The sequence below is a fragment of the Psychrobacter sp. H8-1 genome, assembly GCF_904846575.1.
GTDB lineage: Bacteria > Pseudomonadota > Gammaproteobacteria > Pseudomonadales > Moraxellaceae > Psychrobacter > Psychrobacter fulvigenes.
In genome coordinates this window covers 2548067-2574954 of the sequence record NZ_CAJHBG010000001.1, presented here as the reverse complement: position 1 = coordinate 2574954, position 26888 = coordinate 2548067, and the positions used below count along the sequence as shown (strand labels likewise).

General features: G+C 43.8%; 29 protein-coding genes and 1 tRNA gene. 15 read left to right on the top strand and 15 right to left on the bottom strand.

Features of this window, described 5'->3' with window-relative positions; genetic code table 11:
* Positions 1–137: 137 nt before the first annotated feature.
* Positions 138–704 carry an alkyl hydroperoxide reductase subunit C gene (gene ahpC / locus JMY01_RS10615; RefSeq protein ID WP_201575632.1) on the top strand — a complete coding sequence of 189 codons (567 nt, stop codon included), beginning with the start codon at positions 138–140 and terminating at the stop codon, positions 702–704.
* A gap of 233 nt (positions 705–937) precedes the next feature.
* On the opposite strand, the gene JMY01_RS10610 is transcribed toward ahpC, so the two are convergent.
* On the bottom strand, positions 938–1186 hold the full coding sequence (locus tag JMY01_RS10610) for a YdcH family protein (RefSeq protein WP_201575631.1): 249 nt from the start codon (positions 1184–1186) through the stop codon (positions 938–940).
* A gap of 515 nt (positions 1187–1701) precedes the next feature.
* On the opposite strand from JMY01_RS10610, the gene ahpF reads away from it, so the two are divergent.
* Positions 1702–3279 (top strand): alkyl hydroperoxide reductase subunit F, encoded by a 1578-nt coding sequence (gene ahpF, locus JMY01_RS10605; RefSeq protein ID WP_201575630.1) that lies wholly within the window; start codon positions 1702–1704, stop codon positions 3277–3279.
* 66 nt (positions 3280–3345) lie between these two features.
* On the opposite strand, the gene JMY01_RS10600 is transcribed toward ahpF, so the two are convergent.
* Positions 3346–4206 carry a bile acid:sodium symporter family protein gene (locus tag JMY01_RS10600; RefSeq protein ID WP_201575629.1) on the bottom strand — a complete coding sequence of 287 codons (861 nt, stop codon included), beginning with the start codon at positions 4204–4206 and terminating at the stop codon, positions 3346–3348.
* 105 nt (positions 4207–4311) lie between these two features.
* On the opposite strand from JMY01_RS10600, the gene tnpB reads away from it, so the two are divergent.
* On the top strand, positions 4312–5460 hold the full coding sequence (tnpB, locus tag JMY01_RS10595; RefSeq protein ID WP_201575628.1) for an IS200/IS605 family element RNA-guided endonuclease TnpB: 1149 nt from the start codon (positions 4312–4314) through the stop codon (positions 5458–5460).
* A gap of 223 nt (positions 5461–5683) precedes the next feature.
* Here tnpB and JMY01_RS10590 read toward each other — a convergent pair whose 3' ends face one another.
* The 4 genes from JMY01_RS10590 to JMY01_RS10575 all read right to left on the bottom strand — a co-directional run bounded on the left by JMY01_RS10590 (position 5684) and on the right by JMY01_RS10575 (position 8817).
* Positions 5684–6016 (bottom strand): TIGR01244 family sulfur transferase, encoded by a 333-nt coding sequence (locus tag JMY01_RS10590; RefSeq protein WP_201575622.1) that lies wholly within the window; start codon positions 6014–6016, stop codon positions 5684–5686.
* Between the two features lie 122 nt (positions 6017–6138).
* Complete coding sequence (locus tag JMY01_RS10585) at positions 6139–6465, bottom strand: beta-lactamase hydrolase domain-containing protein (RefSeq protein WP_201575615.1); 327 nt, start codon at positions 6463–6465, stop codon at positions 6139–6141.
* Positions 6466–6701: 236 nt separating this feature from the next.
* Positions 6702–8411, bottom strand: coding sequence for a SulP family inorganic anion transporter (locus JMY01_RS10580; protein WP_201575613.1), 1710 nt, complete (start codon positions 8409–8411; stop codon positions 6702–6704).
* Between the two features lie 118 nt (positions 8412–8529).
* Positions 8530–8817 carry a helix-turn-helix transcriptional regulator gene (locus JMY01_RS10575; RefSeq protein ID WP_201577535.1) on the bottom strand — a complete coding sequence of 96 codons (288 nt, stop codon included), beginning with the start codon at positions 8815–8817 and terminating at the stop codon, positions 8530–8532.
* A gap of 461 nt (positions 8818–9278) precedes the next feature.
* Here JMY01_RS10575 and JMY01_RS10570 point away from each other — a divergent pair, with 461 nt between their 5' ends.
* The 3 genes from JMY01_RS10570 (at position 9279) to trxC (ending at position 10924) form a co-directional block, all read left to right on the top strand.
* Positions 9279–10148, top strand: a complete 870-nt coding sequence (locus JMY01_RS10570) for an MBL fold metallo-hydrolase (protein WP_201575611.1) — start codon at positions 9279–9281, stop codon at positions 10146–10148.
* Between the two features lie 104 nt (positions 10149–10252).
* The gene (locus tag JMY01_RS10565; protein ID WP_201575610.1) at positions 10253–10435 is read left to right on the top strand and encodes a DUF2892 domain-containing protein; all 183 of its coding nucleotides are present in this window, start codon (positions 10253–10255) and stop codon (positions 10433–10435) included.
* Positions 10436–10486: 51 nt separating this feature from the next.
* On the top strand, positions 10487–10924 hold the full coding sequence (gene trxC / locus JMY01_RS10560) for a thioredoxin TrxC (protein ID WP_201575608.1): 438 nt from the start codon (positions 10487–10489) through the stop codon (positions 10922–10924).
* Between the two features lie 393 nt (positions 10925–11317).
* On the opposite strand, the gene JMY01_RS10555 is transcribed toward trxC, so the two are convergent.
* The 4 genes from JMY01_RS10555 to JMY01_RS10540 all read right to left on the bottom strand — a co-directional run bounded on the left by JMY01_RS10555 (position 11318) and on the right by JMY01_RS10540 (position 13674).
* On the bottom strand, positions 11318–11719 hold the full coding sequence (locus tag JMY01_RS10555) for a hypothetical protein (protein ID WP_201575606.1): 402 nt from the start codon (positions 11717–11719) through the stop codon (positions 11318–11320).
* A gap of 88 nt (positions 11720–11807) precedes the next feature.
* The gene (locus tag JMY01_RS10550) at positions 11808–12167 is read right to left on the bottom strand and encodes a SirB2 family protein (protein WP_201575604.1); all 360 of its coding nucleotides are present in this window, start codon (positions 12165–12167) and stop codon (positions 11808–11810) included.
* 113 nt (positions 12168–12280) lie between these two features.
* Positions 12281–12613: a BolA family transcriptional regulator gene (locus JMY01_RS10545; protein ID WP_201575602.1), complete on the bottom strand. Its 333-nt coding sequence runs from the start codon at positions 12611–12613 to the stop codon at positions 12281–12283.
* A 248-nt stretch (positions 12614–12861) separates the two neighbouring features.
* Positions 12862–13674, bottom strand: coding sequence for a M48 family metallopeptidase (locus JMY01_RS10540; RefSeq protein WP_201575601.1), 813 nt, complete (start codon positions 13672–13674; stop codon positions 12862–12864).
* Positions 13675–14208: 534 nt separating this feature from the next.
* On the opposite strand from JMY01_RS10540, the gene JMY01_RS10535 reads away from it, so the two are divergent.
* Positions 14209–14283: transfer RNA gene (locus JMY01_RS10535), tRNA-Gly, on the top strand.
* Between the two features lie 199 nt (positions 14284–14482).
* Entirely contained in the window at positions 14483–15274 is a 792-nt protein-coding gene (locus tag JMY01_RS10530; protein ID WP_201575600.1) for a glucose 1-dehydrogenase, read from the top strand.
* Positions 15275–15614: 340 nt separating this feature from the next.
* On the opposite strand, the gene JMY01_RS10525 is transcribed toward JMY01_RS10530, so the two are convergent.
* The 3 genes from JMY01_RS10525 to nadR all read right to left on the bottom strand — a co-directional run bounded on the left by JMY01_RS10525 (position 15615) and on the right by nadR (position 18081).
* Positions 15615–16091, bottom strand: a complete 477-nt coding sequence (locus JMY01_RS10525; protein ID WP_201575599.1) for a DUF962 domain-containing protein — start codon at positions 16089–16091, stop codon at positions 15615–15617.
* Between the two features lie 159 nt (positions 16092–16250).
* A complete protein-coding gene (gene pnuC / locus JMY01_RS10520; RefSeq protein ID WP_201575598.1) occupies positions 16251–17000 on the bottom strand; it encodes a nicotinamide riboside transporter PnuC in 750 nt (249 codons plus the stop codon).
* Positions 17001–17034: 34 nt separating this feature from the next.
* Positions 17035–18081: a multifunctional transcriptional regulator/nicotinamide-nucleotide adenylyltransferase/ribosylnicotinamide kinase NadR gene (nadR, locus tag JMY01_RS10515; RefSeq protein WP_201575597.1), complete on the bottom strand. Its 1047-nt coding sequence runs from the start codon at positions 18079–18081 to the stop codon at positions 17035–17037.
* Positions 18082–18663: 582 nt separating this feature from the next.
* Here nadR and JMY01_RS10510 point away from each other — a divergent pair.
* From JMY01_RS10510 to JMY01_RS10495, 4 genes are all read left to right on the top strand, one after another.
* Positions 18664–18876 carry a PspC domain-containing protein gene (locus JMY01_RS10510; protein WP_201575595.1) on the top strand — a complete coding sequence of 71 codons (213 nt, stop codon included), beginning with the start codon at positions 18664–18666 and terminating at the stop codon, positions 18874–18876.
* Between the two features lie 571 nt (positions 18877–19447).
* Positions 19448–20425, top strand: a complete 978-nt coding sequence (gene glyQ, locus JMY01_RS10505) for a glycine--tRNA ligase subunit alpha (protein ID WP_374220373.1) — start codon at positions 19448–19450, stop codon at positions 20423–20425.
* A 9-nt stretch (positions 20426–20434) separates the two neighbouring features.
* Positions 20435–22552, top strand: a complete 2118-nt coding sequence (glyS, locus tag JMY01_RS10500) for a glycine--tRNA ligase subunit beta (protein ID WP_201575592.1) — start codon at positions 20435–20437, stop codon at positions 22550–22552.
* Between the two features lie 219 nt (positions 22553–22771).
* Positions 22772–23062 (top strand): hypothetical protein, encoded by a 291-nt coding sequence (locus JMY01_RS10495; RefSeq protein WP_201575590.1) that lies wholly within the window; start codon positions 22772–22774, stop codon positions 23060–23062.
* A gap of 16 nt (positions 23063–23078) precedes the next feature.
* On the opposite strand, the gene JMY01_RS10490 is transcribed toward JMY01_RS10495, so the two are convergent.
* Complete coding sequence (locus JMY01_RS10490; RefSeq protein ID WP_201575588.1) at positions 23079–23522, bottom strand: cell division protein ZapA; 444 nt, start codon at positions 23520–23522, stop codon at positions 23079–23081.
* A gap of 138 nt (positions 23523–23660) precedes the next feature.
* The gene (locus JMY01_RS10485) at positions 23661–24101 is read right to left on the bottom strand and encodes a hypothetical protein (protein WP_201575586.1); all 441 of its coding nucleotides are present in this window, start codon (positions 24099–24101) and stop codon (positions 23661–23663) included.
* 226 nt (positions 24102–24327) lie between these two features.
* On the opposite strand from JMY01_RS10485, the gene JMY01_RS10480 reads away from it, so the two are divergent.
* The 3 genes from JMY01_RS10480 (at position 24328) to argE (ending at position 26801) form a co-directional block, all read left to right on the top strand.
* Positions 24328–24981: a UPF0149 family protein gene (locus JMY01_RS10480; RefSeq protein ID WP_201575585.1), complete on the top strand. Its 654-nt coding sequence runs from the start codon at positions 24328–24330 to the stop codon at positions 24979–24981.
* A gap of 74 nt (positions 24982–25055) precedes the next feature.
* Positions 25056–25541 carry a nucleoside deaminase gene (locus JMY01_RS10475; protein WP_265089872.1) on the top strand — a complete coding sequence of 162 codons (486 nt, stop codon included), beginning with the start codon at positions 25056–25058 and terminating at the stop codon, positions 25539–25541.
* A 33-nt stretch (positions 25542–25574) separates the two neighbouring features.
* Positions 25575–26801, top strand: a complete 1227-nt coding sequence (argE, locus tag JMY01_RS10470; RefSeq protein ID WP_201575584.1) for an acetylornithine deacetylase — start codon at positions 25575–25577, stop codon at positions 26799–26801.
* Positions 26802–26888 lie beyond the last annotated feature (87 nt).

The window sequence follows — 26888 nt, the reverse complement described above, 5'->3', positions numbered from 1 at the left end:
TGGATTAACCATGGAATTCGTGTATAGTTTGTCTGGTAGCCGAGATAGTTAAAGGCTTAAACAGAAATTTAGTCCAGATTAATAAATGATTACTAAATACAAATTAACCAATCATCTTAACAATTAAGGAGCCCATCATGGCGTCTATTATCAATCAGGAAATCCCAGAGTTTTCAGCAGAAGCGTTTGTAAACGGTGAGTTTAAGACCATCACTTCAAACGACGTTAAAGGTAAGTGGGCAATTTTCATGTTTTACCCAGCAGACTTTACCTTTGTTTGCCCAACTGAACTAGAAGACATGGCAGCTCAGTACGAAGAGCTACAAGGTCTAGGCGTAGAAGTTTACTCAGTATCTACTGACACTCATTTCACGCACAAAGCATGGCATGACTCTTCAGAAGCCATTGGTAAAGTAACTTTCCCAATGATCGGTGACCCAACTGGTCGTATCACTCGTGGCTTTAACGTCATGATCGAAGAAGCTGGTTTGGCTGAGCGTGGCACATTCTTAGTAGATCCAGATGGCTTGATCCAAGTTGCTGAGATTCATGCTGGCGGTATCGGCCGTAGTGCAAAAGACATGTTGCGCAAAGTAAAAGCAGCACAATATGTTCGTGAAAATGACGGCGAAGTTTGTCCAGCAGCTTGGGAACAAGGTGGTGACACGCTAAAGCCAAGTCTTGATCTTGTTGGTAAAATCTAAGTATTGATTTTAAGTATTGATTTGACGAGCGAGTTTGACGGTCTAAAGCTTGGTAATATTAGACCCAGCATTTAGCTCAACTCAGTACTATGAATCTCAGTACTATGAATAAAGACCCCATCAGCATAAGTTGATGGGGTCTTTTTATGTCAATGTGCATGCACTTGGTGGGTTCATCTAAGTGCCCAAATATGAGATTTTTTTATTATTATGTCTCAATGACAAGCTCAGTATCAGGCTTGAGGTTTCACTTTATTTTTATCAATTATTTTATAAATCTCATCTTTTAACTGTAGCTTTCGCCTTTTCATCTGTTCTATTTCCTCATCACGGCTGGCGTGCTTCACCAAGTCTTTGTCGAGCTGATTGATTTGCTGATCAAGCTGAGTATGTTCATCAAAAATAGTCGCAAAGTGGCTGTCTTTTTGCTTAAGCTCGGTAATAATATCTCTGTTATCTTGCCATGTATCCGTCTTTCTCATGTGATCATCCTTGTATTGAGCGCAAGCTTGGCATAAGCGTCAGCGCATTGTCGTTAAGATTGCTATGATTGTGAGACTGAATAGCTGTTGAGCCAAATCGCTATCTTAATCGTACCTGCCAAATATTGAACTGAGCATATAGTGATAAGGCTGAATAGCAGCAGAAGGGACTTTGAAAAACACGTGCATAAGCCAATCTGCCAGTAGGTAAATAAGATTTTTTCTTATTGTCCTCAGTTGATTGTAGCGAAAAAATACCTTTGATACTATGACAATAATGCCTTGATGGTTTTAATTTTAGTGATTTAATCCCATTAGTGATTGGTTTTATAAAACGTAAGGTTTGGGTTTCTCAGCTTGCTCAAACCCACGAAAGCTATGATAATAGAGACATCAAAGGGCATAAAGCTATTGCCTATAATATTTTAGATAAAACTATTAGTATCAAATAATCCATATTTACACGTGCAACATGATAGTTGCCGTTACATATTCAGTAATGATGAGGAACAAACATGATAGATCAAAGCTTATTAGATGCCGTTAAGAGCTATAGCGAAAACATGACCCGTCCAATTAGCTTCGTATTGGGTAGCGGCGAGCATGAAAAACGTGCCGAATTGATTGATTTTTTGACCAAAATTGCTGGCACGACTGACAAAATTAATTTTGATGCAGCTGCGAACGATGACAGCTTACCAAGTGCGATTAGCTTTGCGGTATTGAGCCATATCGATGATACATTGGTCGATACTGGTATCGTTTTTAGCGGTATTCCAGGTGGTCATGAGTTTACCTCGCTGATTTTGGCCATCTTGCAAGCTGGTGGTCACACGCTAAAACTAGATGAGGGCATTCAAAAGCTCATTAAGCGCTTTAATAAGCCATTACAGTTCCAAACTTACGTGTCGCTGTCTTGCCACAGCTGTCCAGAAGTCGTACAAGCGCTAAACCAATTCGCGCTCCTAAACGATGACATTAGTAATGAGATGATCGACGGTGCCTTGTTCCAAGAGCAAGTGGAAGCGAACAACATTCAAGGCGTACCAGCAGTATTTTTAAACGGTGAACCGTTTGCAAACGGTTTGATTGACACGGCCAAATTGATTGAGAAGTTGCAAGAGCAATTCCCTGATTTATTAGCAGCAGCTGACGATGACGCCGAGCAGCTAGAGCAGCAAGACGTTACCATTATCGGTGCTGGTCCTGCTGGAGTTGCCGCAGCGATTTATACGGCTCGTAAAGGTCTAAAAGTGACGATGGTTGCTGACCGCATCGGTGGGCAGGTCAAAGACACACAGGACATCGAAAACTTAATCTCTGTGCCAAAGACCACAGGTACTGAATTGTCTGCCAATTTTGAAAAGCACTTGCAAGAGTACAATATCACGCTAAAAGAGCACGTGAGCGTTAAAGAGATCGGTGAGACTGAAGAGGAAAACTATCGCATTCATCTAAACACAGGTGAGACGTTTGAGACTCGCAGTATTATCTTAGCGACTGGTGCGCAGTGGCGTAAGCTTGGTGTCCCTGGTGAAGAAGAAAACGTCGGTAAAGGCGTCGCCTACTGTGCACACTGTGACGGTCCTTTCTTCAAGGGTAAAGACATCTCAGTCATTGGTGGTGGTAATTCAGGTATCGAGGCGGCGTTAGACCTTGCAGGTATCGTTGAGCATGTGACGGTGCTTGAGTTCGCTGACGAGCTAAAAGCCGATCAGGTATTGATTAACAAAGCCAAAGAAAAAGACAATATTGAGTTCATCACTAGCGCAGCGACGCAAGAGATTAAAGCGACTGATGGTAAAGTGACTTCTATCGTTTATCAAGATCGCAGCACAGGTGAGACCCATGAGCGTGATTTGGCAGGGGTATTCGTACAGATTGGTCTAGTACCGAATACGGAGTTTGTCAAAGGCTTTGTTGATTTAAACCGCTTTGGTGAGATTGAGATCGATGAGCGCTGCCGTACTGATCGTAAAGGTATCTTCGCTTGTGGTGACGTGACCACGGTGCCCTTTAAGCAGATTAATATTGCGATGGGCGAGGGTTCGAAAGCCGCATTATCAGCATTTGAATACTTAGTGATGCAGTAAGCCGTTCAGCTCTAATGTTAGTTTAAGAAGCCACCTCTTTTGAGGTGGTTTTTTTATCCGCTAAACTCAGTTCTTCTTCCTCATCAAAGCAATAATCGGTAGCGCAATCACATACATCAATACGCCATATACGGCAGCAGGTAAAGCGATGGCAGGTAGACCAACAGTGGTGCCCATAATAATAGGCGCTAAGGTAATGGCGGTCGTACTGTTTTGAATGCTGGTTTCTATTGATATGGTTTTGGTATCAAACCAGCTAAGCTTTAACGCTTTAGAAGTCAAAAAGCTTAATACAAATAAGGCCATGATGATCAGCACCAGCTCAAGCCCCATTGATGTCAATTGCGACTTTAGCAACTCCCAATTAGAAGCGATGGCTGCAAAGACGATTAATACGAAAAACAGGCTGGCTAAGCCGTTAAGAATGCCACTTCTACGTATCATAAATCTACGGAACTTATAGCGAGCGAGCATGCCGAGGGTGACGGGTAAAGTCGTCAATAAAAACATCACAACGCCAATTTTTACCGCACTAATAGAGCCCGCTTGGTCTTGCATAAAGTGGTTAAAGGCTAAGGTAATTAAGATAGGTAAGGTTACGACTGATAGCAAACTGACCACGCCAGTAAGTGCCACTGAGAGTGCGACATTGCCCTTAGCATAGTAGGTGAGCATATTACTGGTCACCCCGCCTGGACAAAAGCTGATCAGCATGATGCCAAAAGAGATGGTTGGTGGCGTCGCCATCACTAAGACTATCGCCAAAGCGACCAAAGGTACAAAAACCACTTGATTCACTAAGCCCACCAAAAACGCTTTTGGGTGGTTGATGATGACCTTAAAGTCACTGGGTTTTAGCCCTGTCCCTAAGGTAAACATGATGTAGGCAAGAGCCAGCGGGAGTAAAGCCAGTACGGTATTACTCATGAAACATTCCTTGTAGAATACTTTTTAACATTTCAGCGCAGAATTCCCCCACCTCTTAGGTGGCGGGATGAATGCGTCAGACTTTTGATATGGTACAATAGCTTCATGCCAAAGCAAATTCTAAAAGCCCATAAAGTCAGGCTGTACCCTAATGAAGAACAGCAAATATTCTTTGCCAAATCATTCGGCTGCACACGCTTTATCTGGAATAGGATGCTTAGTGACAAGATTGATCATTACAACGAGCATAAGACCGAGCTTAAAAACACTCCTGCTCAATACAAAAAAGAGTTTGAATGGCTAATAGAAGTCGATAGCCTGGCACTGGCTAACGTCCAGCAAAACCTAAGAGCCGCTTATAGTAAATTCTTCAAAGGATCGGGCTTTCCTAAGTTTAAGAAAAAAGGTCAGCGTGACAGCTACACCACCAACAACCAAAAAGGTACGGTATCCATCACCAGTAATAGCGTTAAGCTGCCCAAAATTGGTTATATCAACGCTAAGTTCCCAAATAAAATAAATGGCTTAATCAAGTCAGCGACCATCAGTAAAGAGCCTACAGGTAAGTATTTTGTCAGTTTACTGGTTGAGACTATTGTAGAGCCATTACCAAAAACCTACTCAAACATCGGCATTGACTTAGGCTTAACCGACTTCATCGTCCTATCAGATGGCAGCAAAGTCGCTAATCCTAAGTTCTTATCAAAGCTGCAACATAAGCTTGCGCGAGAACAAAAGATACTGGCCAAGCGTAGAGCAGTGGCCAAGGCCGATCAACGCAAGCTGTCTAAGAGCCGCAACTATCAAAAGCAAAAAGTTAAAGTCGCTAAGGTATATGAGAAAATAAGCAATACCCGAAAAGACTTTCTACATAAACTCTCATTCAATCTCATCAAAAACCACGATGTGATTGCCATAGAGGACTTAAACGTCAAAGGTATGGTTAAGAATAAAAAGTTAGCTAAAGCCATATCAGACAGCTCATGGTCAGCGTTTACCACCATGCTGGTTTATAAAGCGGACTGGTACGGCAAAACGCTGGTGAAAATAGACAGATGGTATCCATCTTCTAAAACCTGCTCAGGGTGCGCTCATGTGCTGACTAAGGCTGAGCTGCCATTACAGGTGAGGACATGGAATTGCCCAAGTTGCTTGCAGGACAATGATAGAGACATCAACGCCAGTATCAATATCCTAAACGAAGGATTGAAGCTGTCCACGCTCAAAACCGTCGGTGCGAGGGGGTTAGCTTAGTCAATTTGCCTAACCGCTATTGCAGAATATCGCAAATAAGTATGGGTATTACCTAAGAAACCGTCACCTCTTTAGGTGGTGGGTAGTTCATAAAGCCCACATCCTTTGTGGCAATATAGCGGTAAATATAACCTAAGACGACACCTTCTCAAATATTATAAAAGCCCACATAGGTATATGGGCTTAGTTAGGATCTGTTTAATTACTTAAGATGTCTTATTTATTAGTCGTCTAAAAGATCCATTTTTTTAGCGGCTTCATAGATACCCGTTGAGCGCGCACCGCTGCGGCAGAATATCAAAACAGGCTGCTCGGCTTGATTAAAGAAATCAGCAAAGTCCTCGACGTGAGTTTGATTCAAATCACTACCAGCAAATGATATTTCTTTATAAGCAAGGCCCGCTTTTTTAGCAGCAGCAGCGATATCAGCACTGGTTGGCTGTCCAGGCTCTTCACCATCAGGGCGGTTATTAATGATGGTTTTGAAGCCGTTTTCAGCAATCACAGGTACTTGGTCAGGGGTGATTTGTCCAACAATGCTAACTTGATGGCTCATAAGAGCTCCTTTTTTATCAGTTTTGGGGTTTAAAGAAATAGGATAAGAGAAAAATCGTACAGATGCGGATTTATATATCGCAATCTGACGATTTATATCTATGATTTAATTAAAGACATATTCTATAGCAGACCTTGCATTAGAGCGCTTTGATAGAGCAGTTTTGCGCGTGCACCAGTACCACAAAACATCAATATGGGTTTGGGCAGTGCGTGATAGTAGGTGGCAAATTGCTCAACTGTCATACAGCTCAGGCGCTCATCATCAAAAGGCAAGTAATGATAGCTTAAGTTTGCATGCTTGGTGGCGGCAGCAAAATCACAGCTATTAGGCTGGGTAGTTACTTCGGCATCGGGGCGTACATTGAGCACCGAGCGGTAACCAAGCTCAGCAATTTTGATGCATTGGCTAGGATAAATTTGCTTATAAATCGTTAAATCATCGGTCATAAATAATGTCAGTAATAATGAGTAAAAATAATAGAGAAGGTTAGGGCTAAGCAGCTAGGCTTTTACAGTAAGTTTTTGATGCCAATGAAAAATCAGCTTTTGCGATAGTATATCAATTTAGCATAATACAGGCTTTATCGTAACGATATTTGCTTACTGACAACAATAAATATTGTATATCTGGTATAAAATAAATTTTGTAATTATCTAGCCGTTCTTTATTTAAGAGGCATTCATTAGGTGTCTTTCAGTTCACTGACAGCCTCTATCGTACTGAGATAGACCTGTCCTGATAGCTCATCAATAAGCGGAGTGTGGCCGATGATATCCATCACAGGGCCTTTAATAAAGCTGAAGTGTAAACGCTTATCTTGCATCGCCAGCTCTTGATTCAGAGTGCTGAGCATCTCTTGCGCCGTCAGGTCGATGTGATTGACAGCAGCCATGATGAGAATGATTTCCTGGGCTTCTGGATATTGTCGTATTGCCTGTAATATCCGCCGATGCACCGACTCAGTATTACCAAAGAACAAACTCTCATCAATGCGTAAAATCAATAAATTCTTAAAGGTCTGCACATCGTGACGGTTGATATTACGGAAGTGCCCTGTACCACCCAACTGACCGACGATGGCCATATGCGGCTGGCTTGATTGCCAGATCAGACTGGCAAATGACATCATAAGTCCAATGACCAGTCCAGTATTTAGCCCGAACATCAGCACACCCACAAATGCTGCTATAAAGCTGGCAGCATCTAAGCGATCACGCTGCCAAGCTGATCTTAATGTCGAGACATCAATCAGCCCAATGATGGAGGCCATGATGGTTGCGCCAAGCAGCGCATAGGGTAGTGGGGCAAGTGCGCTGCCAAAGGCTATTAGGGCGGCAATCATCACTAACACTGTCACAAAGCTGGCAAAAGGAGTCTTGGCTCCTGAGTCAACGTTGATGGCCGTACGTGAAAACCCGCCCGCTACCGCAAAGCTTTGAAAAAATCCACCCGACAAGTTAGCAAGGCCGAGTCCTGTCAGCTCACGGTTGGCATCAAATGTCTCACCGCGCAGCCGTGCATAGGTGCTGGCAACCGAACTACTAGAAACAAAGGCAATCAGCGCCATCAGTCCTGCTGTCGGTAACAAATTCAATGCTTCATTAAAATCCGGTATATGGGGCAACGTAAAGCTTGGCATCCCTTGTGGGATATTGCCAATCGTCGCCACTCCAAGCTCGCTCCATTGCATACTTATGCTAAGCATAATAGCGATAATCAGTAGAATAAGTGGAAACAAACGCTCTGCCCATTTGGCATAAGAGGATGATAGCCACGATTGCCACACCCACTTCTTACCATAACGGTTAGCAACCAAAAGGGCAAAGGCAATCACCCCAATAATTAACGTTAGCGGATGCAGCTGGCGAGCATACATCTGCATGCTAGATAAGTAATCTATTAAGCTACTACCCGCGATCGGAATATCGGTTAAGTACTTCAGTTGGCTGACAAAGATAAGTACCGCTGCACCGCTGACAAAGCCTGCCGATACCCCGCGACTGATGAACTGCATAATCCAGCCAAGCTTTAGCTGGCCTGCAATCCAGAGTAGGGCACCTACCATTAGGGCCAGCAGGCTTGCCATCAGCACATATTGCTCAGTGCCTTGTTCAGCATAAGGATACAGACTACTGGCCGTCATAATGGCAGTGATAGCAACGGGTCCTACTGCTTGCACATTGCTAGAGCCGAGCCATGCATAGACGATGACAGGGACGATCGCTGCATATAGGCCGTATACTGGCGGTAGTCCTGCTAGTACCGCGTAGCCCAAGCTTTGAGGGATAACCAACACGCCCACTACCAGTCCTGCGACGACATCGGTCGGCAAGTCGGCAAGTCGGTATTGACGCAACCAAGCAGGAATCAGTCGAGCAGCGATAGAGGACATATCAATTCATCATCACATCAAAGATTAAGGCAGGCATAGAGTTGGCAACCTATAGCGAGCCTTTAGGTTCACCATAGAAAATCATCATTATAGGGCAAGCTATTAATCTGTTTTTCTACTACTTTACCTTTGCGCAAAAGCGCTGATATAGCAGTTCCAATACAGCTAAAGCGTCGTCACTCGCGATACTATAATAGATTTGTTTGCCATCACGGCGTGTCGAGACCAGCTCATCTTTACGCAGGATACCGAGCTGCTGTGACAAGCTTGGCTGTCCGACACCGACTAAGTCTTCAAGCTCACCGACACAGTATTCCCCTTGTGTGAGCTGGCACAGAAGTAACAGGCGATCTGGGTGCGAGAGCGACTTTAGTAGTTGGCTGGCTTGCATAGAGGCTTGTTGCATCTGCTGAGCAAGATCTGTCGGTGCAAAGCCAGTGATGCCTTGTTCTGCTTGTTCAGTAGTGTGACGAGTATCTGTCATGGTTGGGCTGATTTCTGAAATAGAAGTCATGGTAGTGAGCTCCTTACACGAAGCGGCGAAAATTGTCGCGGCATTGGTTTGTGATTAGTTGTGATCATTATATAGTCAAAGAAGTTCCAAGTCGCTACGGTGTTGACCTCTGCCAGATAAACTGTTTGTAAAATCTGCGCTTGGTTGCTTCGTATTGGTCTTGGACTTCTCTAACTATGATATTGATGATCATATAGTGTTTACTGTCTATTATATAACAGATTATATCAAATTATCTTCATTTACATTATATAAATTTATAAAGTGTGTAATAATTGCTATATTAATGACAACAGTTAAGTAGTATTTACATTTAAATATCAATATAGATATATACAAATAGAGAGGTATTCATGGAAGTTCACTCTTTCTTACATAGCGATACAGAAACTTATACCCACGTACTTGCGGATGTTAAGCAGAAGCTATGTGCGGTCATCGATCCAGTATTAGACTTTGATGCCAAGTCGGGACATACCAATACAGCTGATGTCGATAAAGTGATTGAGTTTATCCGCGAGCATGATTGGGAGTTGGTTTATATTATTGAGACTCACGCGCACGCTGATCATTTATCAGGCGCTATCCATCTAAAAGAAACGTTAGGCGGACAGTTGGTGATGGGTCGTCATATTACCGAAGTACAAAAAATATTCAAACAGATTTTTAACTTTGATACCAGTTTTCGTACCGATGCCAGTCAGTTTGATATCTTGACAGATGAAGGTGAGATTCTAGCGCTTGGTGATATTACCATTACTGCCATGCACGTACCAGGTCATACGCCTGCCGATATGGCTTATCTCGCTGCCGACGACGAAAAGACAGTGGTGTTTGTCGGTGATACTTTGTTTGCGCCTGATGTGGGCACGGCACGTTGCGACTTTCCGGGCGGCGATGCCAAAACCCTATATCACTCTATTCAAAGGCTTTTGGCACTTGATGATGATACCGTGATGTATTTATGTCATGACTATCCAAGTAAAGGTCGTAAGCACTGCCCAACGACCAGTGTCGCTGCGCAAAAGCTAGGCAATATCCATGTAAAAGACGGTATTAACGAAGCCGAGTTTGTACAGATGCGTGAGAGCCGTGATGCGACTCTAGCAATGCCGCGCCTGATCATCCCATCGGTACAGGTCAATATTGATGCTGGTCATTTACCAGAACCTGAAGACAATGGAGTGCGCTATTTAAAAGTGCCGCTTAATGCGCTCGCCTAATAGTCACTCAATAGATACACCATTTATAGCAATGCTAGTCTAAGCTGTAGTAATAATGGCTAGCTTGTTTTCAAATACTAAGCATAAAGCTTAAGGAGTCAGCAATGAAGGCAAATGTTGGAAGTACTGAGAGAACGTTACGTATTGTAGCCGGTTTGATCATCATCGGGCTTGGTGTGTATTATCAAAGCCTATGGGGTGTGATCGGTTTGGTCCCCTTACTGACAGGACTGTTCCGTTTTTGTCCCTTGTATACCATGCTCGGTATCAATACCTGCAAGCGCTAAGCGGCTATTAATCTTTTGATAGTATAAGACTGATAGAGTAGGAGTCATGTTATGAGTGAACCAAGTTTACATCTGGTATGTCCGCATTGCCAAGCGACCAACCGTGTGCCAGCCACGCGGTTAAGCGCTGCTCCCAACTGTGGTAAATGTGGTCAGTTATTATTGTCAGGCAGTCCGCATGAGATGACAGCGCAAACGGTCAATAAAATCATCCAAAAAAACGATGTCTTAACCGTTGTTGATTTTTGGGCGAGCTGGTGTCAGCCATGTATCATGATGGCGCCGCAGTTCAAAGAGGCGGCAGGGCAACTGCCAGAAGTGGTATTTGCAAAGCTACAAACGGATAAGTATGAGCAAGCAGCAGCCCCTTACAATATCCGTAGCTTACCAACGATGGTGGCCTTTAGAGGTGGCAAAGAAGTCGCACGCCAGTCAGGTGCGCTGCCAAGCAATCAAATCGTGCAGTGGGTGAAAAGCCTGCAATCTTAATGTTTCATCTAAAGCACTATGTACAGATCAAAAAAGCCAATATGCACTAGTGCATATTGGCTTTTTACTTGACTAAATTTAGGGTCTGTTGAACATTCAAATATTAGGGCTGCTGATAGATAAAATCGCACCAAACTAGGCGCAAACCGACGATAATGTCAAGACCTTAGCTAGGATTGCAACACCATTTGGAGTGATTTTAGCATCAGCCCTTCGGGGCAGTGCTATTTTTTGCCAATACATGGTGAAATTATTTAACCTAGAATGACTAGGCCGCAAAAATTTCACTGCGTATTACCTAAAAAATAGCTACTGCCAGTACCACATTTGAATGTTCAACAGACCCTAATCAAAACTCTTTTTTGCTACTTAATTTGGCATATGTAGAGTGCTTTACTCACCATAGATTTTGATGCCATTGGCAAAGCTGCAACGCTTAACGCGTGCGGATTGGATGATGGCATCGCGCTCACCGTACAAGCGTGAGAGCTTGGCGTCACGAGCTTTAGTGTTATTGCTTTTGCCAACACCAAAGCTGATATTAGGGGAGATACCCCAGCGCCCTGCCGAAACACCAATGCCGACGCCAGAGGTCGATAGTGAGGACTGCTCATTACGCGCGGCTTCAACATAGCGATTGACGCGATTGTATTCTTGACTCAGCGTCTGGCAGTCATAGCCTTGATAGTTACTTGGTGGCACATATTGCGGCGTGATATTACCAGTAGAGGCGCAACCAGAAAGACCTAATAGGCCAGTTGCTGCTAGTAATGTCGCTGCAGTAAATATTTTCATAATGACTCCGTAAAGCTAAAGTACGATACTTTAAGATAGCAAAAATAAGCTGGCTGCGATACCAAAAACACAGTTTCACGCCCTAACCTCAAAACAAGTTATCAGGCTTGGCAATCGCTAGTATCAAGATGCCAGCATAAGCCAAGCTTGCGATCAGAATACCCGCTTTACTTTGTGCAGGCGTTGCATGGTTATTAAAAGCTTTCATACTGGCACTGATAGCAGCAACCAGCAAAATTATTTTGGCAAACACCCATTGGACAGGGGCATTGGCACTCATCAGCTGCATGAGAATCCCCGCCCCAGAAAGAATAATGAGCGCATAAACGATGTGGGTAGAAATTTTGACTACGCGTGGCGCTCGACTATTTGAGCTCAATACCAGATAGCTTTGATATAAAAAAAGTACAATGATCAGTACCGCCATCAGCATATGTAAGTGTTTCATTAAATATCGTTCCTTATACAGTCGCAATTTGCAAAGATTCGCCTAATTATTGTTGCTTAAGTGCTATCGCTTAAGTATTAGCGCTTAAGTACGGGCGTCTAACTATAGTCAAGTTACGCTTTATTTTGACCAGCACAGAGTGGGCTGTCAGGGCTTTGTCCTTGCCACTCTTGCGGCGTATAAGCATGGATAGCCAGCGCATGTACACTGCCGCCTTGAGCCGTTAATAACTCTGTCACAAGCTCATAGATAAGCTGATGACGGGCGACTAAGCGTTTGCCAGTAAATGCTTCACTCACGATAGTCAGCTTAAAGTGGCTTTCTTTACCTTCAAAGTAACCAGCATGATCCATTGATTCATTGACGAGGTCAATATGCTGCGGCTGTAGGGCTTGTAGCGCATTATGTAATGCGGCAGCAGTAGGGGTAGAAGCGGAAGTAGTCATAATGATCCTTTTTAGGGTAACACCTAAATTAAATGATATTTAACAAGAGGTAGATGATATATGGTCAGTAGTATAGCAGACGCCGAGCTGACTGAAAGTACATCAAAACAATGCAAAGTACGGATATGACCTAATAATAAAAGATACATAAAAAAAAGCAGAGCATGATCAACTTCTCATACTCTGCTTTTCTGTCTTATTATCTATCCTACTTTAGCAAATAACCTTTTAGGCATAACTGCGCAAAATTAACGACGCGACTTTTGATAAAGAGGCATCACCTTTGGCATTAGAGCTTGCAACTCAGCGATACGGTTGCTGCTGCTTGGGTGAGTGCTCAAAAACTGTGGTGGCTCGCCTTGGCTGGCACGCTGCATTTTTTGCCATAAGGTAATAGAAGCCTGCGGGTTGTAGCCTGCACGTGCCATCAGCTCAAGACCGATTCGATCAGCTTCACTCTCTTGAGTACGGCTGTGTGGACGGCTAAGTCCAAAGTCACCAGCTAGGTTGGCAAGCTCTGCTTGTCCTTGCGAAAAACCAAAGATACTGGCTGCAACACCAATGCCTGTCTGGGTTGCATATTCACGTGAGAGACGTTCGCGCGAATGCTCACGTAGCGCATGAGACATTTCGTGCCCCATGATTGCCGCGATTTCATCATCTGTTAAATTAAGGCGTTCGATGATACCCGTATAAAACATAATCTTGCCGCCTGGCATGACAAAGGCGTTAAGCTGGTCAGACTTGATGGTATGGACTTCCCACTGCCAACGCGCTGCATCTGGACGATAGACACCTACTTGACCAATGAGACGGTTAGAGATGTTTTTCAAGCGATTGACTTGAGCTTTGTTGGTATCTAGCACACCGCGGGCGCGTGCTTCCTGAATACTCTTATTATAGCTTTGCGCGGATAGCTGCAATACTTGTTCGCTAGAGACAAGCAGTAGCTGCTGACGATCGACGCCGACGGCACCAGTACTGGTAGTACTGCTACAACCTGTGAGAGTCAGCGCTGACAATGATGCTGCCAGCACTGTTGTAGTAAGTAGTTTTTTCATAATAATCCTCATATATATTCAAAGAGTAAAATCTAACAAAGTAAATATAAGTGCAACTGCTCGATCAAGGACAAAATAAGTCATGAGACATAATAATAAATATCAGGCGTTTCATCAGCTAATATGAAATGCTCAGTACTAGGTGCTTAGTTTTTTTAGTTCATCAGCATAACCATGAAATTATGCGTCATGATGGAATCCTATTAATCAGGTTACAAGTATAAATCTGATAACCTCACAAAACCAGTGCAGCAAAAGTAACAATACTACGTATGATTGTAAGTAAATCCTGCTGAGCCAATATAATAATAGTGCATTATCACCTTGTAGTTGCAATAAAAATAACATCGCGCAAATTGATTGAATACATATAGAAATCAATAGTGTATGGCTGTTTTTGTCATAGATTTCGGTCTTGGATAGAGATATTTTTTGGGAAAGTTAAAAAAAGGGATTGACACTGCCAGAATAGTTGCTAAAATAGCCATCCTATCGAGACGTAGTAGATGTTAATCAGATTGCGTATTGATATAAGCGGGAATAGCTCAGTGGTAGAGCATAACCTTGCCAAGGTTGGGGTCGAGAGTTCGAATCTCTTTTCCCGCTCCAAATTCTAAAAAGCCTCACTTCACAGTGAGGCTTTTTTTTATGCCTGAAGCTTAGGTAGTATTTGATAAGCATGCAGCTCAAAGCCCTTAATTACAAAACCCAATTAACTTGTCACATTGTATTGGGTTGAAACAAGCATACTGAGCAGACTGATGATAAAGTTTGCATAACAAAAAAAATAAATGAATAAGGAGCTTATATGCAGCAGTTTAAACATAAAGAATTTAATGAGCTATTTGATCTAATAGGTAAAACGGCGATCATCACTGGTGGTGCCAATGGCATCGGTAAAGCCTCTGCTTTACGTCTTGCACAAGCGGGTGCAAATATAGTCATTGCTGATCTTAATATGGACGATGCAAAAGCAGCGGCTAAAGAGATCGAAAGCTTCGGTGTCAAGGCATTGGCAGTTGAGTGCAATATTTTAAAAGACGATGACTTGGTCGCTATGGTTGATCAAGCGATGAGTACGTTTGGTTGTATTAATATATTGATCAATAATGCGGGCGGCGGTGGTGGCGGTCGTGAAAACCCATTCAAAATCTCAGTGGATGATTTCCGTCGTGACTTTGAGTTGAACGTATTCAGTGCATGGCGCTTATGTCAGCTATGTGTGCCGCATATGAAAGCATCGGGTTATGGCTCTATCGTTATTACGACTTCTATGTCCAGTATCAATAAGAGTCCAAATATGAGTGGCTATGCGGCTTCCAAAGCAGCGGTAAACCATATGGTCGCAAACTTAGCTCATGATTTCGGCCCTGAAGTACGTATCAATGCCGTCGGTCCTGGGGCAACTCGCACGGATGCGCTAAAGTCAGTACTAACCCAAGAGATCGAGGAGCGTATGCTATCTGGCACCCCTATCAAGCGTTTGGGTGAAGCCGACGATATCGCAGGCGCGATGCTGTATTTTGCCTCACCGATATCAGAGTGGGTGAGCGGTCAGACACTTTTCGTGAATGGTGGTGGCGTACAAACACTAGAGTAATTATATAGTCAGTACTAAATAAAATCGGTACATTATTAATAGCCACGTGCTACTGGTATAAATTTTACTTGCTTGCTGTGCCTACGCCGACAGAGGCTGCGCAAAATTTATCCCAGCAGCACTGTATCGTTTTTAGAGTGAATCAACTATAGCTATTTTCTATAACTACGAAACAATAAAAGCGTCATTCAGTCTATTGCTGAATGACGCTTTTTATCTGTTTTAACGGCTTAATTTTGAAGGTTCGATCAATATCACTAAGTAGCATGAAACAGTCAGTTCACTTGAGCTTACGATATTAGACAGTAGTCTTTAGTAGTTAACCCTCTATCAGTAAGACTTAATTAGCACTGGCCTTATTAGTACTGGGGTGTTTGCGTTTACCACGCATCAAGCTATCTGCTACCCATGCAGGACCAATTAATAAAAACTGTAGATCCTCAAAGAATGAGGGTTTTTTGCCTTCTATTTTATGACCAATAAATTGTCCAATCCAAGCCACAAAAAATATACTCGCCCAAACCTTAAAACCCCAAGGCAGGGCTGTCATGACTGCCAGACAGATGAGGATGAAGATGCCCATTGCCAAAAACAGCGGGGTTGAAAGTCGTATATAAAATAATAGCACCAATGCGCTAAGCACAAGAGTCAGCCAGACGGACAAAGACATACCCATACCCAAAATACTGACAAAAATAGTAGGGACGCATAGCCAGTGGATTCTTTTATTAATCAGATTTTGATGGCTAACGGCATATTCACTGAGCCATTGTTCTAGCGTGCGCTTGGACATGCGCTTTTGAGAAGTACGAGACATACTAACCTCCTTGTTAGTAAGTGGGTGAATCTGTTCTGTACTATTAGTTGTAGCACTAATCTAGGCACACTGCCATTTTATCTGGCAAACCGCCTAGTCACTATCTTCTTATTCCATCGCGTATTATCTCAAGATAAGGCTGTTTTATAACTGTATAGCTTAGACCAACACTTTTACAGAGTCGCGCTCACTACGATGCCACTCATAAAGACCGACAAAAGAGTTCACCTGATAGACCATGGTTTGAATAGCAAAGATATAATTGCCTGACATGAGATTTACCGTTAACCAAACGAAGTTAGAGATAATCCATAACCACCAGTTAAAAGAATAGCGCAAAATCATCGCCGCTTGGGCAGTGATAGAGAGTACAAAGGCGATGACGTTAATCCAGAAAAAAGAGATGAGTCCCAAAAACTTACTATTATCGTCTTCTACAACGGCATAACCGTAGCTCGCAAGTAAATCATTGACCGTTGGAAACAGTGCCAAACCGATGATCATGAAGGTGATGGTAATTAGCCAGACCCATTTACTGGCTGATTTGGGCACCATATCACCGTCTAAATCCGTGTGCTTGGACCAATAAAAGATACCGTAAACATGAGTGAAAAAATTAAATAAAGGCGCAAGCATCAGACCAACTGCACCGGCGGTGCCTTGGACGATGACCTCGCCAGCAGTCGCTGCCATCCCAAAACCATTACCCATGACGTTTTTGCGAAACGATAGTGACACCACGCAAATTAAGCCAATGAAAGACACGCCCAGATAAAACATATCAAGAGTCGTATGCTCAGTCGTGAGCCAAAATCCAGCTGATAGCGCCAAAACCCCACAAATGAACCAGATAATAATCCATTGCAGCGCCCATTTTCCGGTAATGTTGTCCAGTAGCTGAATGCGCATAAGTTTCTTTCCTTAAATTATTATTGTTGTTATTTTATGCTTTTTTACCATAAATAAGCTCATCGATAATAACCAATGCTTGCTTGTAGCGCTCATCATAGTCAGGTGCATCAATCATATAGGGCTGTATCTCATGCTGAGCAAAGATATCCAGTAATCGCTGCTCAAAGCGTCCACGGGCATCAGGAGTGCCCAAAGAGCGCATACCATCATCGACCCATGGCGTATTGTTATCGAGCATAATGGTATGGTCCAAACGGAACTCGTCGATACAGGCAGCCACAAACGGATGTGTGCGACCCTCATACTCTTCACAAAACGCTTGTGTGGTCACAAAGTCGGTATCGATAATCGTAACAGGCGCTGTTGCGGTAGCCGCAGCCTCTCGAATAGCCTGAGCATGATTGAGCGCAATCGGTCCATAGTCGCTATATTGCAAGCCAATCTCTCGTCCGCCCAGATCTGTTGCTACATACAAGCGCCCCATCTCTAGCGCAAAGGTAGCGCCATAATAGTTCGCCAGCTTATGCACCAAGGTCGTCTTGCCAGAGCTTTCTCCGCCAACTATGGCTATCGTCTTAGTATACTCACTGCGCGCTTGCGGGTGTATGGCTGTCCAATGGGCAATTGGATCACGAGCAATGGCATAAGAGTCAAACTCTGGCAGCAGTGGCGTAGTCAGTACGGTCATTGCCAACTGCTCTTGGACGTTGCTGTTGGCTAATGGATGGTTGTCCGCGACGAATAATACCGTATCTGTCGGTAGGTTTAATGCCTCAATTAGACGTTGCAACTTGGCATTGCTAGCAGGCACGTCAATAGTGACGTCATCAAAATTATCATGTAGCGGCAGCTCGACTTTATCAGTGGTATGAATCTGGATGAAAGGCAGATCAGCACAAGCCATCTGTAGCCAGCGAGCTTTGTCTTGTAGGGTGATGGTAAAGTCTGAATGCGGTGAAGGATGGACGGTGATGACGATGTGCAAGGTCTTTGCTTGTCCTGCCGCATCCAAGATACTACGCATTTGCCCTAGATGTAGGGGTTCGAAGTGCCCAATCATTAAGCCAGTATCGTACATAATATTTCCTAAAATTTATTTTATGGGTTGGCGCTTTTTATCAGAACGCTCAAGTCTTTCGTTAAATTTATCAGTTATTTATCATCGATTGGTGATGCTTGAAGTAATTTTAGTAACATCATACAAAGGTTTTTTGAGCGTTGCAGGTAGGTTATCGTAAATGTGAGCTTTAATATGGTGAGCACTTGTAAATATTCATGATTTTACTAACTTCACTCATATGTCGTATCAACAACGAGGTTGGACACAAAGATTGGTTATGAAATAGTCGGGGCGGTTCATAGTAATAATAATTACATCGTAAAATTAGCGCAAGAAGAGCGTAACAAAGTCATCTCTGAAACATTTTGAAATAGTTATTTAAAATCAGGGAGTTACCGCAGTTTATGACAGGTTAGTGCAAGTTTAGGTAGCATAAAGTCACAAAGCACACCTACACTGCCAACAGATAAAATTTGAATGCTTGCTATAATCGTTTATAAGTTAATAAGACCTAAAGACAACTGATAGAAATATTGATAAATAAGCAGGTCTGAAATAGCACTAAAATATTAAAAAGACAAAAAAAGAGAGGTATGAGATTTGGCTAAATTAGCAAAATTACATCGCTCACAGAACAGCCGTATGATTGCAGGTGTGATGGGCGGAATAGCAGAATACTTAGGTTGGTCACCGATGTGGGTGCGTCTATTATTCGTAGTGGTGTCTTCCTTGAGCGCTGCAGTACCTGGAATACTAATCTATATCATCTTATGGATTGTGATGCCGAAAGCTACCAGTCAGTCATATCAATAGCACTTAAAGATAATATAGTAGTCCACAAAAAGTAAAAAGCCTGACCAAAACAGGATAGCAGCGATACACTTTTCCTCCTGCCCAGATGCTAACCCATCTGGGTATTTTTTTGTCCTGTGATTTTTGCGCTATAGTCAGTTGAAAATAAAACTGTTATATAAATTAAAACGCACTACTGGTATAAATTTTACTTGCGTGCTGTATTCACAGAGGCTACGCAAAATTCATTCCAGTAGTGCTATGTTCTTTTTAGAGTGCATCGACTATGTTGATCATATATATGTTACAACCTGCTCTAAGCGATGAGTTTTTGTGATTTAGTATTTATTGACACTGATGCCTCTCTGGTTTTTGCGATATTTTGCGCTCAAGAGAAATTTAGTTGCTGTAAATATGGATAAAATAGCCGTTTTTTAGTAAGGTGGGCAGGCAAATAGATTCGTTGCCAAATCGGTCATGCGAACCCTATTAAGGTTTCATTTAATAATACTCATTCCACAGTGGCTTTATGACGATGCCCCAAACTATGACAATCCAAACTATGACATCCCAAGTGAAAAACTCTCAACCAATGACTTTTCAAGACTTGATTTTAACTCTACAAAATTACTGGGCAGATAAGGGCTGTGTGGTCTTACAGCCTTATGACATGGAAGTGGGAGCAGGTACTTTCCATACCGCTACTTTCTTGCGCTCATTAGGTCCTGAGCGCTGGAACGCGGCTTACGTTCAGCCGTCACGCCGTCCAACCGATGGCCGCTATGGTGATAACCCAAACCGCTTGCAGCATTATTATCAGTTCCAAGTAGTATTGAAGCCCAATCCGCCCAATATCCAAGAGTTGTATTTGGACTCGCTAAAAGCCATTGGTATTGATCCTTTGGTGCATGATGTGCGTTTCGTTGAAGACAACTGGGAGTCGCCAACGCTTGGTGCGTGGGGACTGGGCTGGGAGATTTGGCTCAACGGTATGGAAGTCACGCAGTTTACTTACTTCCAGCAAGTGGGCGGCATTGAATGTTTCCCAGTAACTGGCGAGATTACATACGGTCTGGAGCGTTTGGCCATGTATGTGCAAGGCGTCGATAGCGTCTATGATCTGGTCTGGGCAGATGGCGAGTTTGGCCGTGTCACTTATGGCGATGTGTTTCATCAAAACGAAGTTGAGCAATCGACCTATAACTTCGAGCACGCTGATGTGCCGATGATGGGTCAGATGTTTGATTTTTATGAGCAGCAAGCAGATAAGTTGGTTGCCGCTGGTTTGCCATTACCTGCTTATGAGATGGTGCTAAAAGCCTCACATACCTTTAACTTATTAGATGCACGCGGTGCGATTTCGGTGACTGAGCGTCAGCGTTTTATTTTACGTGTGCGCACGCTGGCACGCAAAGTCGCGTTTGGTTATGTAGAAGCACGCGCCAAGCTTGGCTTCCCGCTGGCAGATGAGGCACATCGCCAAGCGGCGCTCGATAAGTATTTGCCAAAAGAAGAAAATGACATGGCAGCTAAAAACTCAAAATCCACTCAAAAAAACAACGATAAATAGGAGCATCCCATGAGTACTATTCTATTTGAACTGGGGTGTGAAGAGCTACCTCCAAAGAGCCTAAAGCCATTGCGTGATGCGCTACAAAAAAGCGTCACCGAACAGTTGGCTGAGGCTGATATCAGCTTTGATAGCATGAAGGCCTTTGCCGCGCCGCGTCGTCTGGCTATTCAGATACAAGGCATTAGTGACAAGCAGCCTGACCGCACAGAACAAAAACGTGGCCCTGCGATTAAAGCAGCGTTTGACGCTGATGGTAATCCTACTCGCGCGGCAATGGGCTTTGCCAAAGGGTTAGGTATCGAAGCAAGCGAGCTTACGACCATTAACACCGATAAAGGTGATTATGTCGGCTACGAGCAAACCATTCATGGTCAAGCGACAACTGAGCTGCTGCCCGCTATTTTTCAAACCGCGCTTGATGATTTACCAATTGCCAAGCGTATGCGCTCAGGGGCGAGCCGCAATGAGTTCGTGCGCCCAGTACAGTGGGCGGTATTGATGCAGGACAGTGCAGTTATCGAGGCCACCATTCAAGGACATCAAACGGGTACGCAGACACGTGGGCACCGTTTCCACAGTCCTGACTTTTATAACATCGAGCATGCCAATGACTATGAGCCACTGCTAGACGGCCTAAAAGTCGTTGCGGACTTTGATAAGCGTCAGATGCTGATCAAAAACCAAGTCAAAGCACTGGCCGACGAAATCAATGCTGATGCCATCGTGCCGCAGGGTTTGTTAGATGAAGTCACAGCCTTGGTAGACTTTCCAATTGCGCTACGAGCGGACTTTGAAGCGCGCTTTTTGCAAGTACCACAAGAAGCGCTAATCTCAACCATGCAAGCGGATCAGAAGTACTTTTGTCTGACAGATAAAGCTGGCACGCTACAGCCTTACTTTATCTTTATCACCAATATCGAATCAAAAGATCCTCAGCAGATTATCGAAGGTAACGAAAAGGTCGTGCGTCCGCGTTTGGCTGATGCTGAGTTCTTCTTTTTACAAGATCAAAAGCAGCCATTATTTGCGCTGACAGAAAGCTTGAAAACTCGTGTGTTCCAAGATCAGTTGGGTACGATTTGGGAAAAGTCTGAGCGTATTGCTAAGCTGGCTGCTTATATTGCAGCCTTAATGCAGCAGCAAGGTCATGAAATTAATATCGATGACACGGTACGTGCTGCCATGCTGTCAAAAGCAGATTTGGCAAGTTCACTCGTCGGTGAGTATCCTGAATTGCAAGGTATTGCAGGTACCTATTATGCGCGCCTGAATGATGAGCCTGAAGCCGTCGCTGCCAGTTTGGAAGAGCAGTATCTTCCAAAGTTCAGTGGTGACGTATTACCGCAAACATCGATTGGTATCTGCTTAGCATTAGCAGATCGCTTGGATACCTTAGTCGGTATTTTTGCTATTGACCAAGCGCCGACTGGTTCAAAAGATCCGTTCAGCTTGCGCCGTTCAGCAATTGGCATCTTGCGTATTTTGATCGAAAAAGAGCTGCCCATTAATTTGGTGGCGCTCGTTGAGCAAGCGATCAAAGCCTATCATCATCAAATTGGTTCAAAGCTTGCAGTAGATAACAGCAATACGACTCTTAAAATGGGTGATACCTTTACGCAAGTGATGGGCTTTTTAAATTCACGTTATCGCGCTATGTATACCGAGCAAGGCGTCAGCGTCGATACCATTCAAGCAGTGCAGGCAATTCACCCACATATGCCACTTGATTTTGATCAGCGTATTCGAGCGGTACAGACCTTTAGCGAGCTGCCACAAGCTGAGCAGTTGGCTGATTCTAATAAGCGTGTGGCAAATATTTTAGCCAAGTCTGAAGAGACGGTCGCTGATAAAGTGGATGAAGCCTTGTTGACTGAGCCTGCAGAGCAAGCACTGTATGAGACGGTTCGCCAAGCGCAAACGGCTGTCACGCCACTGCTTGCAGAAGCTGACTATACGCAAGTATTGCAAACATTGGCTGGCTTAGATGCACCGCTCACGCAGTTCTTTGACGATGTGATGGTCAATAGTGAAGATGCAGCGCTTAAAAACAACCGTTTGGTATTGCTTAAGCAAGTGCGGGCGCTGTTCTTAACAGTGGCTGATATCAGTGAGTTGCAAATTTAAGCATATCTGTTGAGTATTATTGTTATCAATAAAACACCATAAAATAAAAAACTGGCTACGCGATAGCCAGTTTTTTGATTTATATAAGTGATTAAAAAGCCTTAATAAATAACAGTGTAGCAATTGTGCTATCAGTATTGTTTACGTAAACTTTATGTCATCGCCGTATTTTTACTCAAAAAATATCACGTCTAAAAGATTAATCAAAGGAGCGTTGCCGTGGCTGCTGCTATTATTGTCATCGTTATTATTTGGATCTCGATGTGGGGGTTTTATAAGTTCATGTATCCACGTCCACCGCAAAGCATGATGCCTAAAGAAGGTGATGTGACCACCCCGCGTCATTGCGACTTTTGCGGCAACAGTCTTGCTGAATATCGCGGTGTGCTTGAAACCATCTCTACCGCGACTGCTAGTGAGAATAACCCACCCAAAGGTGAGCTATTCTTTTGTAACTATGAGCATCAGGCAGACTATCACGCTGGTAAAAGCTATCAGCCAGGAGTGTAGGCTGCCGTATAGGCGCTTATAAGACAGACTGGGCGTCTTTCATGATTTTGCTCAGGAGCATCTCCGCCTGTTTGGACGCTTGTGCTGCATCATCACTGGCTTTAGTCTGGGTATGAATCTTTTCATAAAGGTTTAAGCAGCATAATACCAGTAGATTTTCTTGGCTTAAGCTCGGTGCGCCTTTTTTGATATCGAGAAGAAAGTTATTGATATAATATACCGCTGAACGTAGCTCTGCTTCTTCATGCACTGGGCAATAGATCTGATACGTTATCCCAGCGATGACGATATCGACCTTTTTCATTTGTGGTTCAGGGGCGCTTGTTTTTGCAGTTGCGTCCTTAGTGGCTGCTGTTTCTACAGGTGTTTTTTTAGCATTATTGGTTTGCTCTGGCAAGTTTTGGGTTTTTTGAGAGTGTGGCTTATCATTTGCAGCGGTCTTGCTATTGTTATCAGTCATGAGAAATCCTACAAAATAATGTCATTGAATTAGTATAAGTGGGTATGCGTAATCAGGAGCAACACGCTACGTCAGCGCTTACTGGCTTTATGCTCTCGAGATTGCTCTTTATAGTTGCTTAGCTCTCAACAGTTACGGTTAGCCTTCCATCTGGTCGATGCGAGTCAGTCGTTTTAACACTACTTGGGTGCGCTCTGCGGCCAATAGGTTTTTTTCTTGTAAATCGTGATTTTGTTGTTTGAGCTCGCTATTTTGCTGTTTAAGTTCGTTGTTCTGCTGTAGAAGCTCTCTGTTTTGTTGTTGCAACTCGCCCAATTGTGTTTGCAGTTTGTCTTGCTCTTCACCGATCATATGATGCGCTTCGGCAAGGCTTTGATAGCGCTTATCAAGATCAGCCAGTTGTTTTTTTGTTGTAGCGTATTCAGTATTACGGCTATCAAGTTGTGTTTTGAGAGCAGCCAACTCTTTTGGATCGGCATTGGGCTTTTGTTTGAGGCTGCTAAGTTCAGCACTGACAAGCTGATGCTGTTTTTTGATGTCGAGTATCATTTTTTCTAAGCTTCTAAGTTGATCATACATAGTCAGTTTTTATCCTTAACAAGTAATACGTGGATGAATTTGTTTCGTTACGTTTAATAATGCCATAGGTGACCGCATAATATCTATATCAACAAAGTAATTGCGCGTATTACGCTCTATTTTTGACCCTTATTAGTCATGGTGCTACAAACAATGTAGGGCTATGCTTATTTATAACCAGTAGACGCTCATCGTTAGGCGTTAATTAATCGATAGGATATATATTATGAATGACAATATTTCTGGCTGGAACACGTGGAGTATTACCTTTGAGCAATGGAATGACGTGAGTATCAGTGAGCTGCATGGCTTGATGACAGGGCTGATGACGGCTTGTTATGCACCTGATGAAGCGGGCTGGGCGACAGTGCTCGAGGAGCTCAGCTTTGCGCCATTGCCAGAGCCTGCATTGACCTTGCTTACTGAAGAAGCAGAAGATACGGTATTTCAGCTAAAAGATAAAGATGATGCCTATGCTTACACGCCACTGGTACCTGATGACGAACATGATCTATACGAGCGTGTAATGGCACTGAAACAGTGGGCAAATGGCTTTATGACGGGTTTTGGGATTAGCGATTGCCGTCTAACTGCAGAAGAGAACGAGATGCTGAGCGACTTGGCAAAGATTGGTGCTATTCGTCTCGAAGAAGATGAGGATTATGAAGGCGGCGAAGAGTCCTATCTTTATATTTATGAGTTTGCGCGCATGGTGCCAGTCAGTTTTGCCACCCGCAAGCGCAAGCCAGTAAAAGAGCTGGCGCTAATAGCAGGTCTGCCAATGGGTGCCAAAACCACTAAAGAGCTGCAAGCAGAGGGTAAGCTACTCAAACCAATGCCACCTGTCGTAGATGTGATGAACCAACATAACCCGTCATAAGCCTTTATTTAGAAGGTCGTTTGCAACACAGTATAGAATAAGGTAATAAAGAGTAAGATAATAAAAGGACGACTATGATGATTACTGACAAGGATATGACCCATTTGCGCCGCTGCGTTGAGCTTGCTGCCGAAGCTTTGGATGCGGGCGATAAGCCATTTGGTAGCGTGTTGGTCGATGGTGATGGCAATGTATTGCAGGAAGACCGTAACCGCGCCAATACGGTCGACGCAACGTATCACCCTGAGATTGCTGTCGCAAAGTGGGCGGCACAAAACATGACTGCTGAAGCGCGTGCAAAAGCGGTAGTTTATACATCAGGTGAGCATTGTGCGATGTGCTCTGCGGCGCATGCTTGGGCAGGACTGGGACGTATTGTCTATGTCAGTTCCTCAAAACAGCTGGGTGAGTGGATGGCGGAGGCTGGGGTAACATCAGACTCACCGATTAATACCTTATCTATTCAAGAGGTCGCGCCCAATATACCAGTCGCAGGTCCTATTGCTGGCTTGGATGAAGAAATAAAAGCGCTGCAGCAGCGCTCGCTCCAAAAAGGTTAGCGTTTTTATCTTATATCATGATAAGGATATCCCATGGTTTTAAATAACAATGACAGTCAACTTATAAATACTGCTTATCCAATGACAAGCATCGATTGGCTAACGCGTCTGATTGGCTTTGATACCGTCAGTCGCTATTCAAATTTGGCATTGATTGAAGAGGTGCAAGGGTACTGTGAACAATTGGGATTGAGCGTTGATTTGACCTTTAATGAAGCGAAAGATAAAGCCAATCTATTTGTCACTGTGCCAGCAGGGGCAAACGCTGATCAAGTCAATCACGGTCTCGTGCTATCTGGGCATACCGATGTGGTGCCTGTCGATGGCCAAGACTGGTCGTCAGATCCGTTCACTGCCACGATTCGTGACGACAAGCTATACGGACGCGGGTCTTGTGATATGAAGGGCTTTATTGCTTGTGCATTGACGCTATTGCCGCAAGCGGTAAAGCTGTCTAATGCAGGCCAACTTCGTCGTCCGCTGCATTTGGCGTTATCATTTGATGAAGAGGTTGGCTGCCTAGGTGCGCCACTGATATTAGCAGACTTGAAGGCGCGTGGTATTGCGCCTGATTATTGTATCGTTGGTGAGCCGACTAATATGACGATGGTGGTGGCTCATAAAGGCATCGCTGTCTATCGTTGCCGCGTTCATGGCAAGTCTGCGCATTCGTCATTAACTGCGCAGGGTGTCAATGCCATCAGCTACGCCAGTCGTCTGATTGGTTATGTCGATGAGTTGGCGGAAGAGATCAGTCATCGAGAGGATAATGACTCTTTGTTCGATGTGCCTTATTCGACACTGTCAGTGGGTACGATACAAGGTGGCACAGCAACCAACATTGTTCCCAATCTCTGTGAGTTTACCTTTGACTATCGCAATCTGCCACATATGACGCAAGAGGATATCCTTGCGCCTATCAAAGCTAAAGTGGCTGAACTAAGCGCACAGATGCAAGCGCGCGCACCAGAGACTGGCATTGAACTGCTGCAACAAGAGAGCGTGCCTGCGATGACGGATAATGACAATGGCGAGCTGCAAAATCTGATAAGCGTGCTTACAGGCGATGATGAGCGTCATAAAGTCGCTTACGCCACTGAAGGCGGGCAATTTACCAATGCTGGCATTCCAACGATTATCTGCGGGCCTGGTAGCATTGAGCAGGCACACAAAGCCAATGAGTTTGTGAAGCTGAGTGAGATTGAACGCTGTGATGGATTTTTGCAAAAGCTGCTAGATAGCTGCACGGTAAGCGCTTAAACCACTCGATTTTGATATAAATTGCTATAAAATACACCGTCTTTATGGCGGTGTTTGTTTTTTAGTACTATCGCAATGTTCAGTTAA

Excerpts from the sequence above, each read along its gene's own strand:
- JMY01_RS10475 (WP_265089872.1), top strand. The coding sequence starts at position 25,056 with ATGATGATTACTGACAAGGATATGACCCATTTGCGCCGCTGCGTTGAG.
- JMY01_RS10525 (WP_201575599.1), bottom strand. The coding sequence starts at position 16,091 with ATGTCTCGTACTTCTCAAAAGCGCATGTCCAAGCGCACGCTAGAACAA.
- JMY01_RS10575 (WP_201577535.1), bottom strand. The coding sequence starts at position 8,817 with ATGCAACAAGCCTCTATGCAAGCCAGCCAACTACTAAAGTCGCTCTCG.
- JMY01_RS10585 (WP_201575615.1), bottom strand. The coding sequence starts at position 6,465 with ATGACCGATGATTTAACGATTTATAAGCAAATTTATCCTAGCCAATGC.
- JMY01_RS10570 (WP_201575611.1), top strand. The coding sequence starts at position 9,279 with ATGGAAGTTCACTCTTTCTTACATAGCGATACAGAAACTTATACCCAC.
- argE (WP_201575584.1), top strand. The coding sequence starts at position 25,575 with ATGGTTTTAAATAACAATGACAGTCAACTTATAAATACTGCTTATCCA.
- JMY01_RS10555 (WP_201575606.1), bottom strand. The coding sequence starts at position 11,719 with ATGAAAATATTTACTGCAGCGACATTACTAGCAGCAACTGGCCTATTA.
- JMY01_RS10540 (WP_201575601.1), bottom strand. The coding sequence starts at position 13,674 with ATGAAAAAACTACTTACTACAACAGTGCTGGCAGCATCATTGTCAGCG.
- JMY01_RS10545 (WP_201575602.1), bottom strand. The coding sequence starts at position 12,613 with ATGACTACTTCCGCTTCTACCCCTACTGCTGCCGCATTACATAATGCG.
- pnuC (WP_201575598.1), bottom strand. The coding sequence starts at position 17,000 with ATGCGCATTCAGCTACTGGACAACATTACCGGAAAATGGGCGCTGCAA.
- JMY01_RS10600 (WP_201575629.1), bottom strand. The coding sequence starts at position 4,206 with ATGAGTAATACCGTACTGGCTTTACTCCCGCTGGCTCTTGCCTACATC.
- JMY01_RS10490 (WP_201575588.1), bottom strand. The coding sequence starts at position 23,522 with ATGACTGATAACAATAGCAAGACCGCTGCAAATGATAAGCCACACTCT.
- nadR (WP_201575597.1), bottom strand. The coding sequence starts at position 18,081 with ATGTACGATACTGGCTTAATGATTGGGCACTTCGAACCCCTACATCTA.
- JMY01_RS10530 (WP_201575600.1), top strand. The coding sequence starts at position 14,483 with ATGCAGCAGTTTAAACATAAAGAATTTAATGAGCTATTTGATCTAATA.
- ahpF (WP_201575630.1), top strand. The coding sequence starts at position 1,702 with ATGATAGATCAAAGCTTATTAGATGCCGTTAAGAGCTATAGCGAAAAC.
- tnpB (WP_201575628.1), top strand. The coding sequence starts at position 4,312 with ATGCCAAAGCAAATTCTAAAAGCCCATAAAGTCAGGCTGTACCCTAAT.
- glyS (WP_201575592.1), top strand. The coding sequence starts at position 20,435 with ATGAGTACTATTCTATTTGAACTGGGGTGTGAAGAGCTACCTCCAAAG.
- trxC (WP_201575608.1), top strand. The coding sequence starts at position 10,487 with ATGAGTGAACCAAGTTTACATCTGGTATGTCCGCATTGCCAAGCGACC.
- JMY01_RS10590 (WP_201575622.1), bottom strand. The coding sequence starts at position 6,016 with ATGAGCCATCAAGTTAGCATTGTTGGACAAATCACCCCTGACCAAGTA.
- JMY01_RS10480 (WP_201575585.1), top strand. The coding sequence starts at position 24,328 with ATGAATGACAATATTTCTGGCTGGAACACGTGGAGTATTACCTTTGAG.
- JMY01_RS10580 (WP_201575613.1), bottom strand. The coding sequence starts at position 8,411 with ATGTCCTCTATCGCTGCTCGACTGATTCCTGCTTGGTTGCGTCAATAC.
- JMY01_RS10610 (WP_201575631.1), bottom strand. The coding sequence starts at position 1,186 with ATGAGAAAGACGGATACATGGCAAGATAACAGAGATATTATTACCGAG.
- glyQ (WP_374220373.1), top strand. The coding sequence starts at position 19,448 with ATGACTTTTCAAGACTTGATTTTAACTCTACAAAATTACTGGGCAGAT.
- JMY01_RS10565 (WP_201575610.1), top strand. The coding sequence starts at position 10,253 with ATGAAGGCAAATGTTGGAAGTACTGAGAGAACGTTACGTATTGTAGCC.
- ahpC (WP_201575632.1), top strand. The coding sequence starts at position 138 with ATGGCGTCTATTATCAATCAGGAAATCCCAGAGTTTTCAGCAGAAGCG.
- JMY01_RS10485 (WP_201575586.1), bottom strand. The coding sequence starts at position 24,101 with ATGTATGATCAACTTAGAAGCTTAGAAAAAATGATACTCGACATCAAA.
- JMY01_RS10550 (WP_201575604.1), bottom strand. The coding sequence starts at position 12,167 with ATGAAACACTTACATATGCTGATGGCGGTACTGATCATTGTACTTTTT.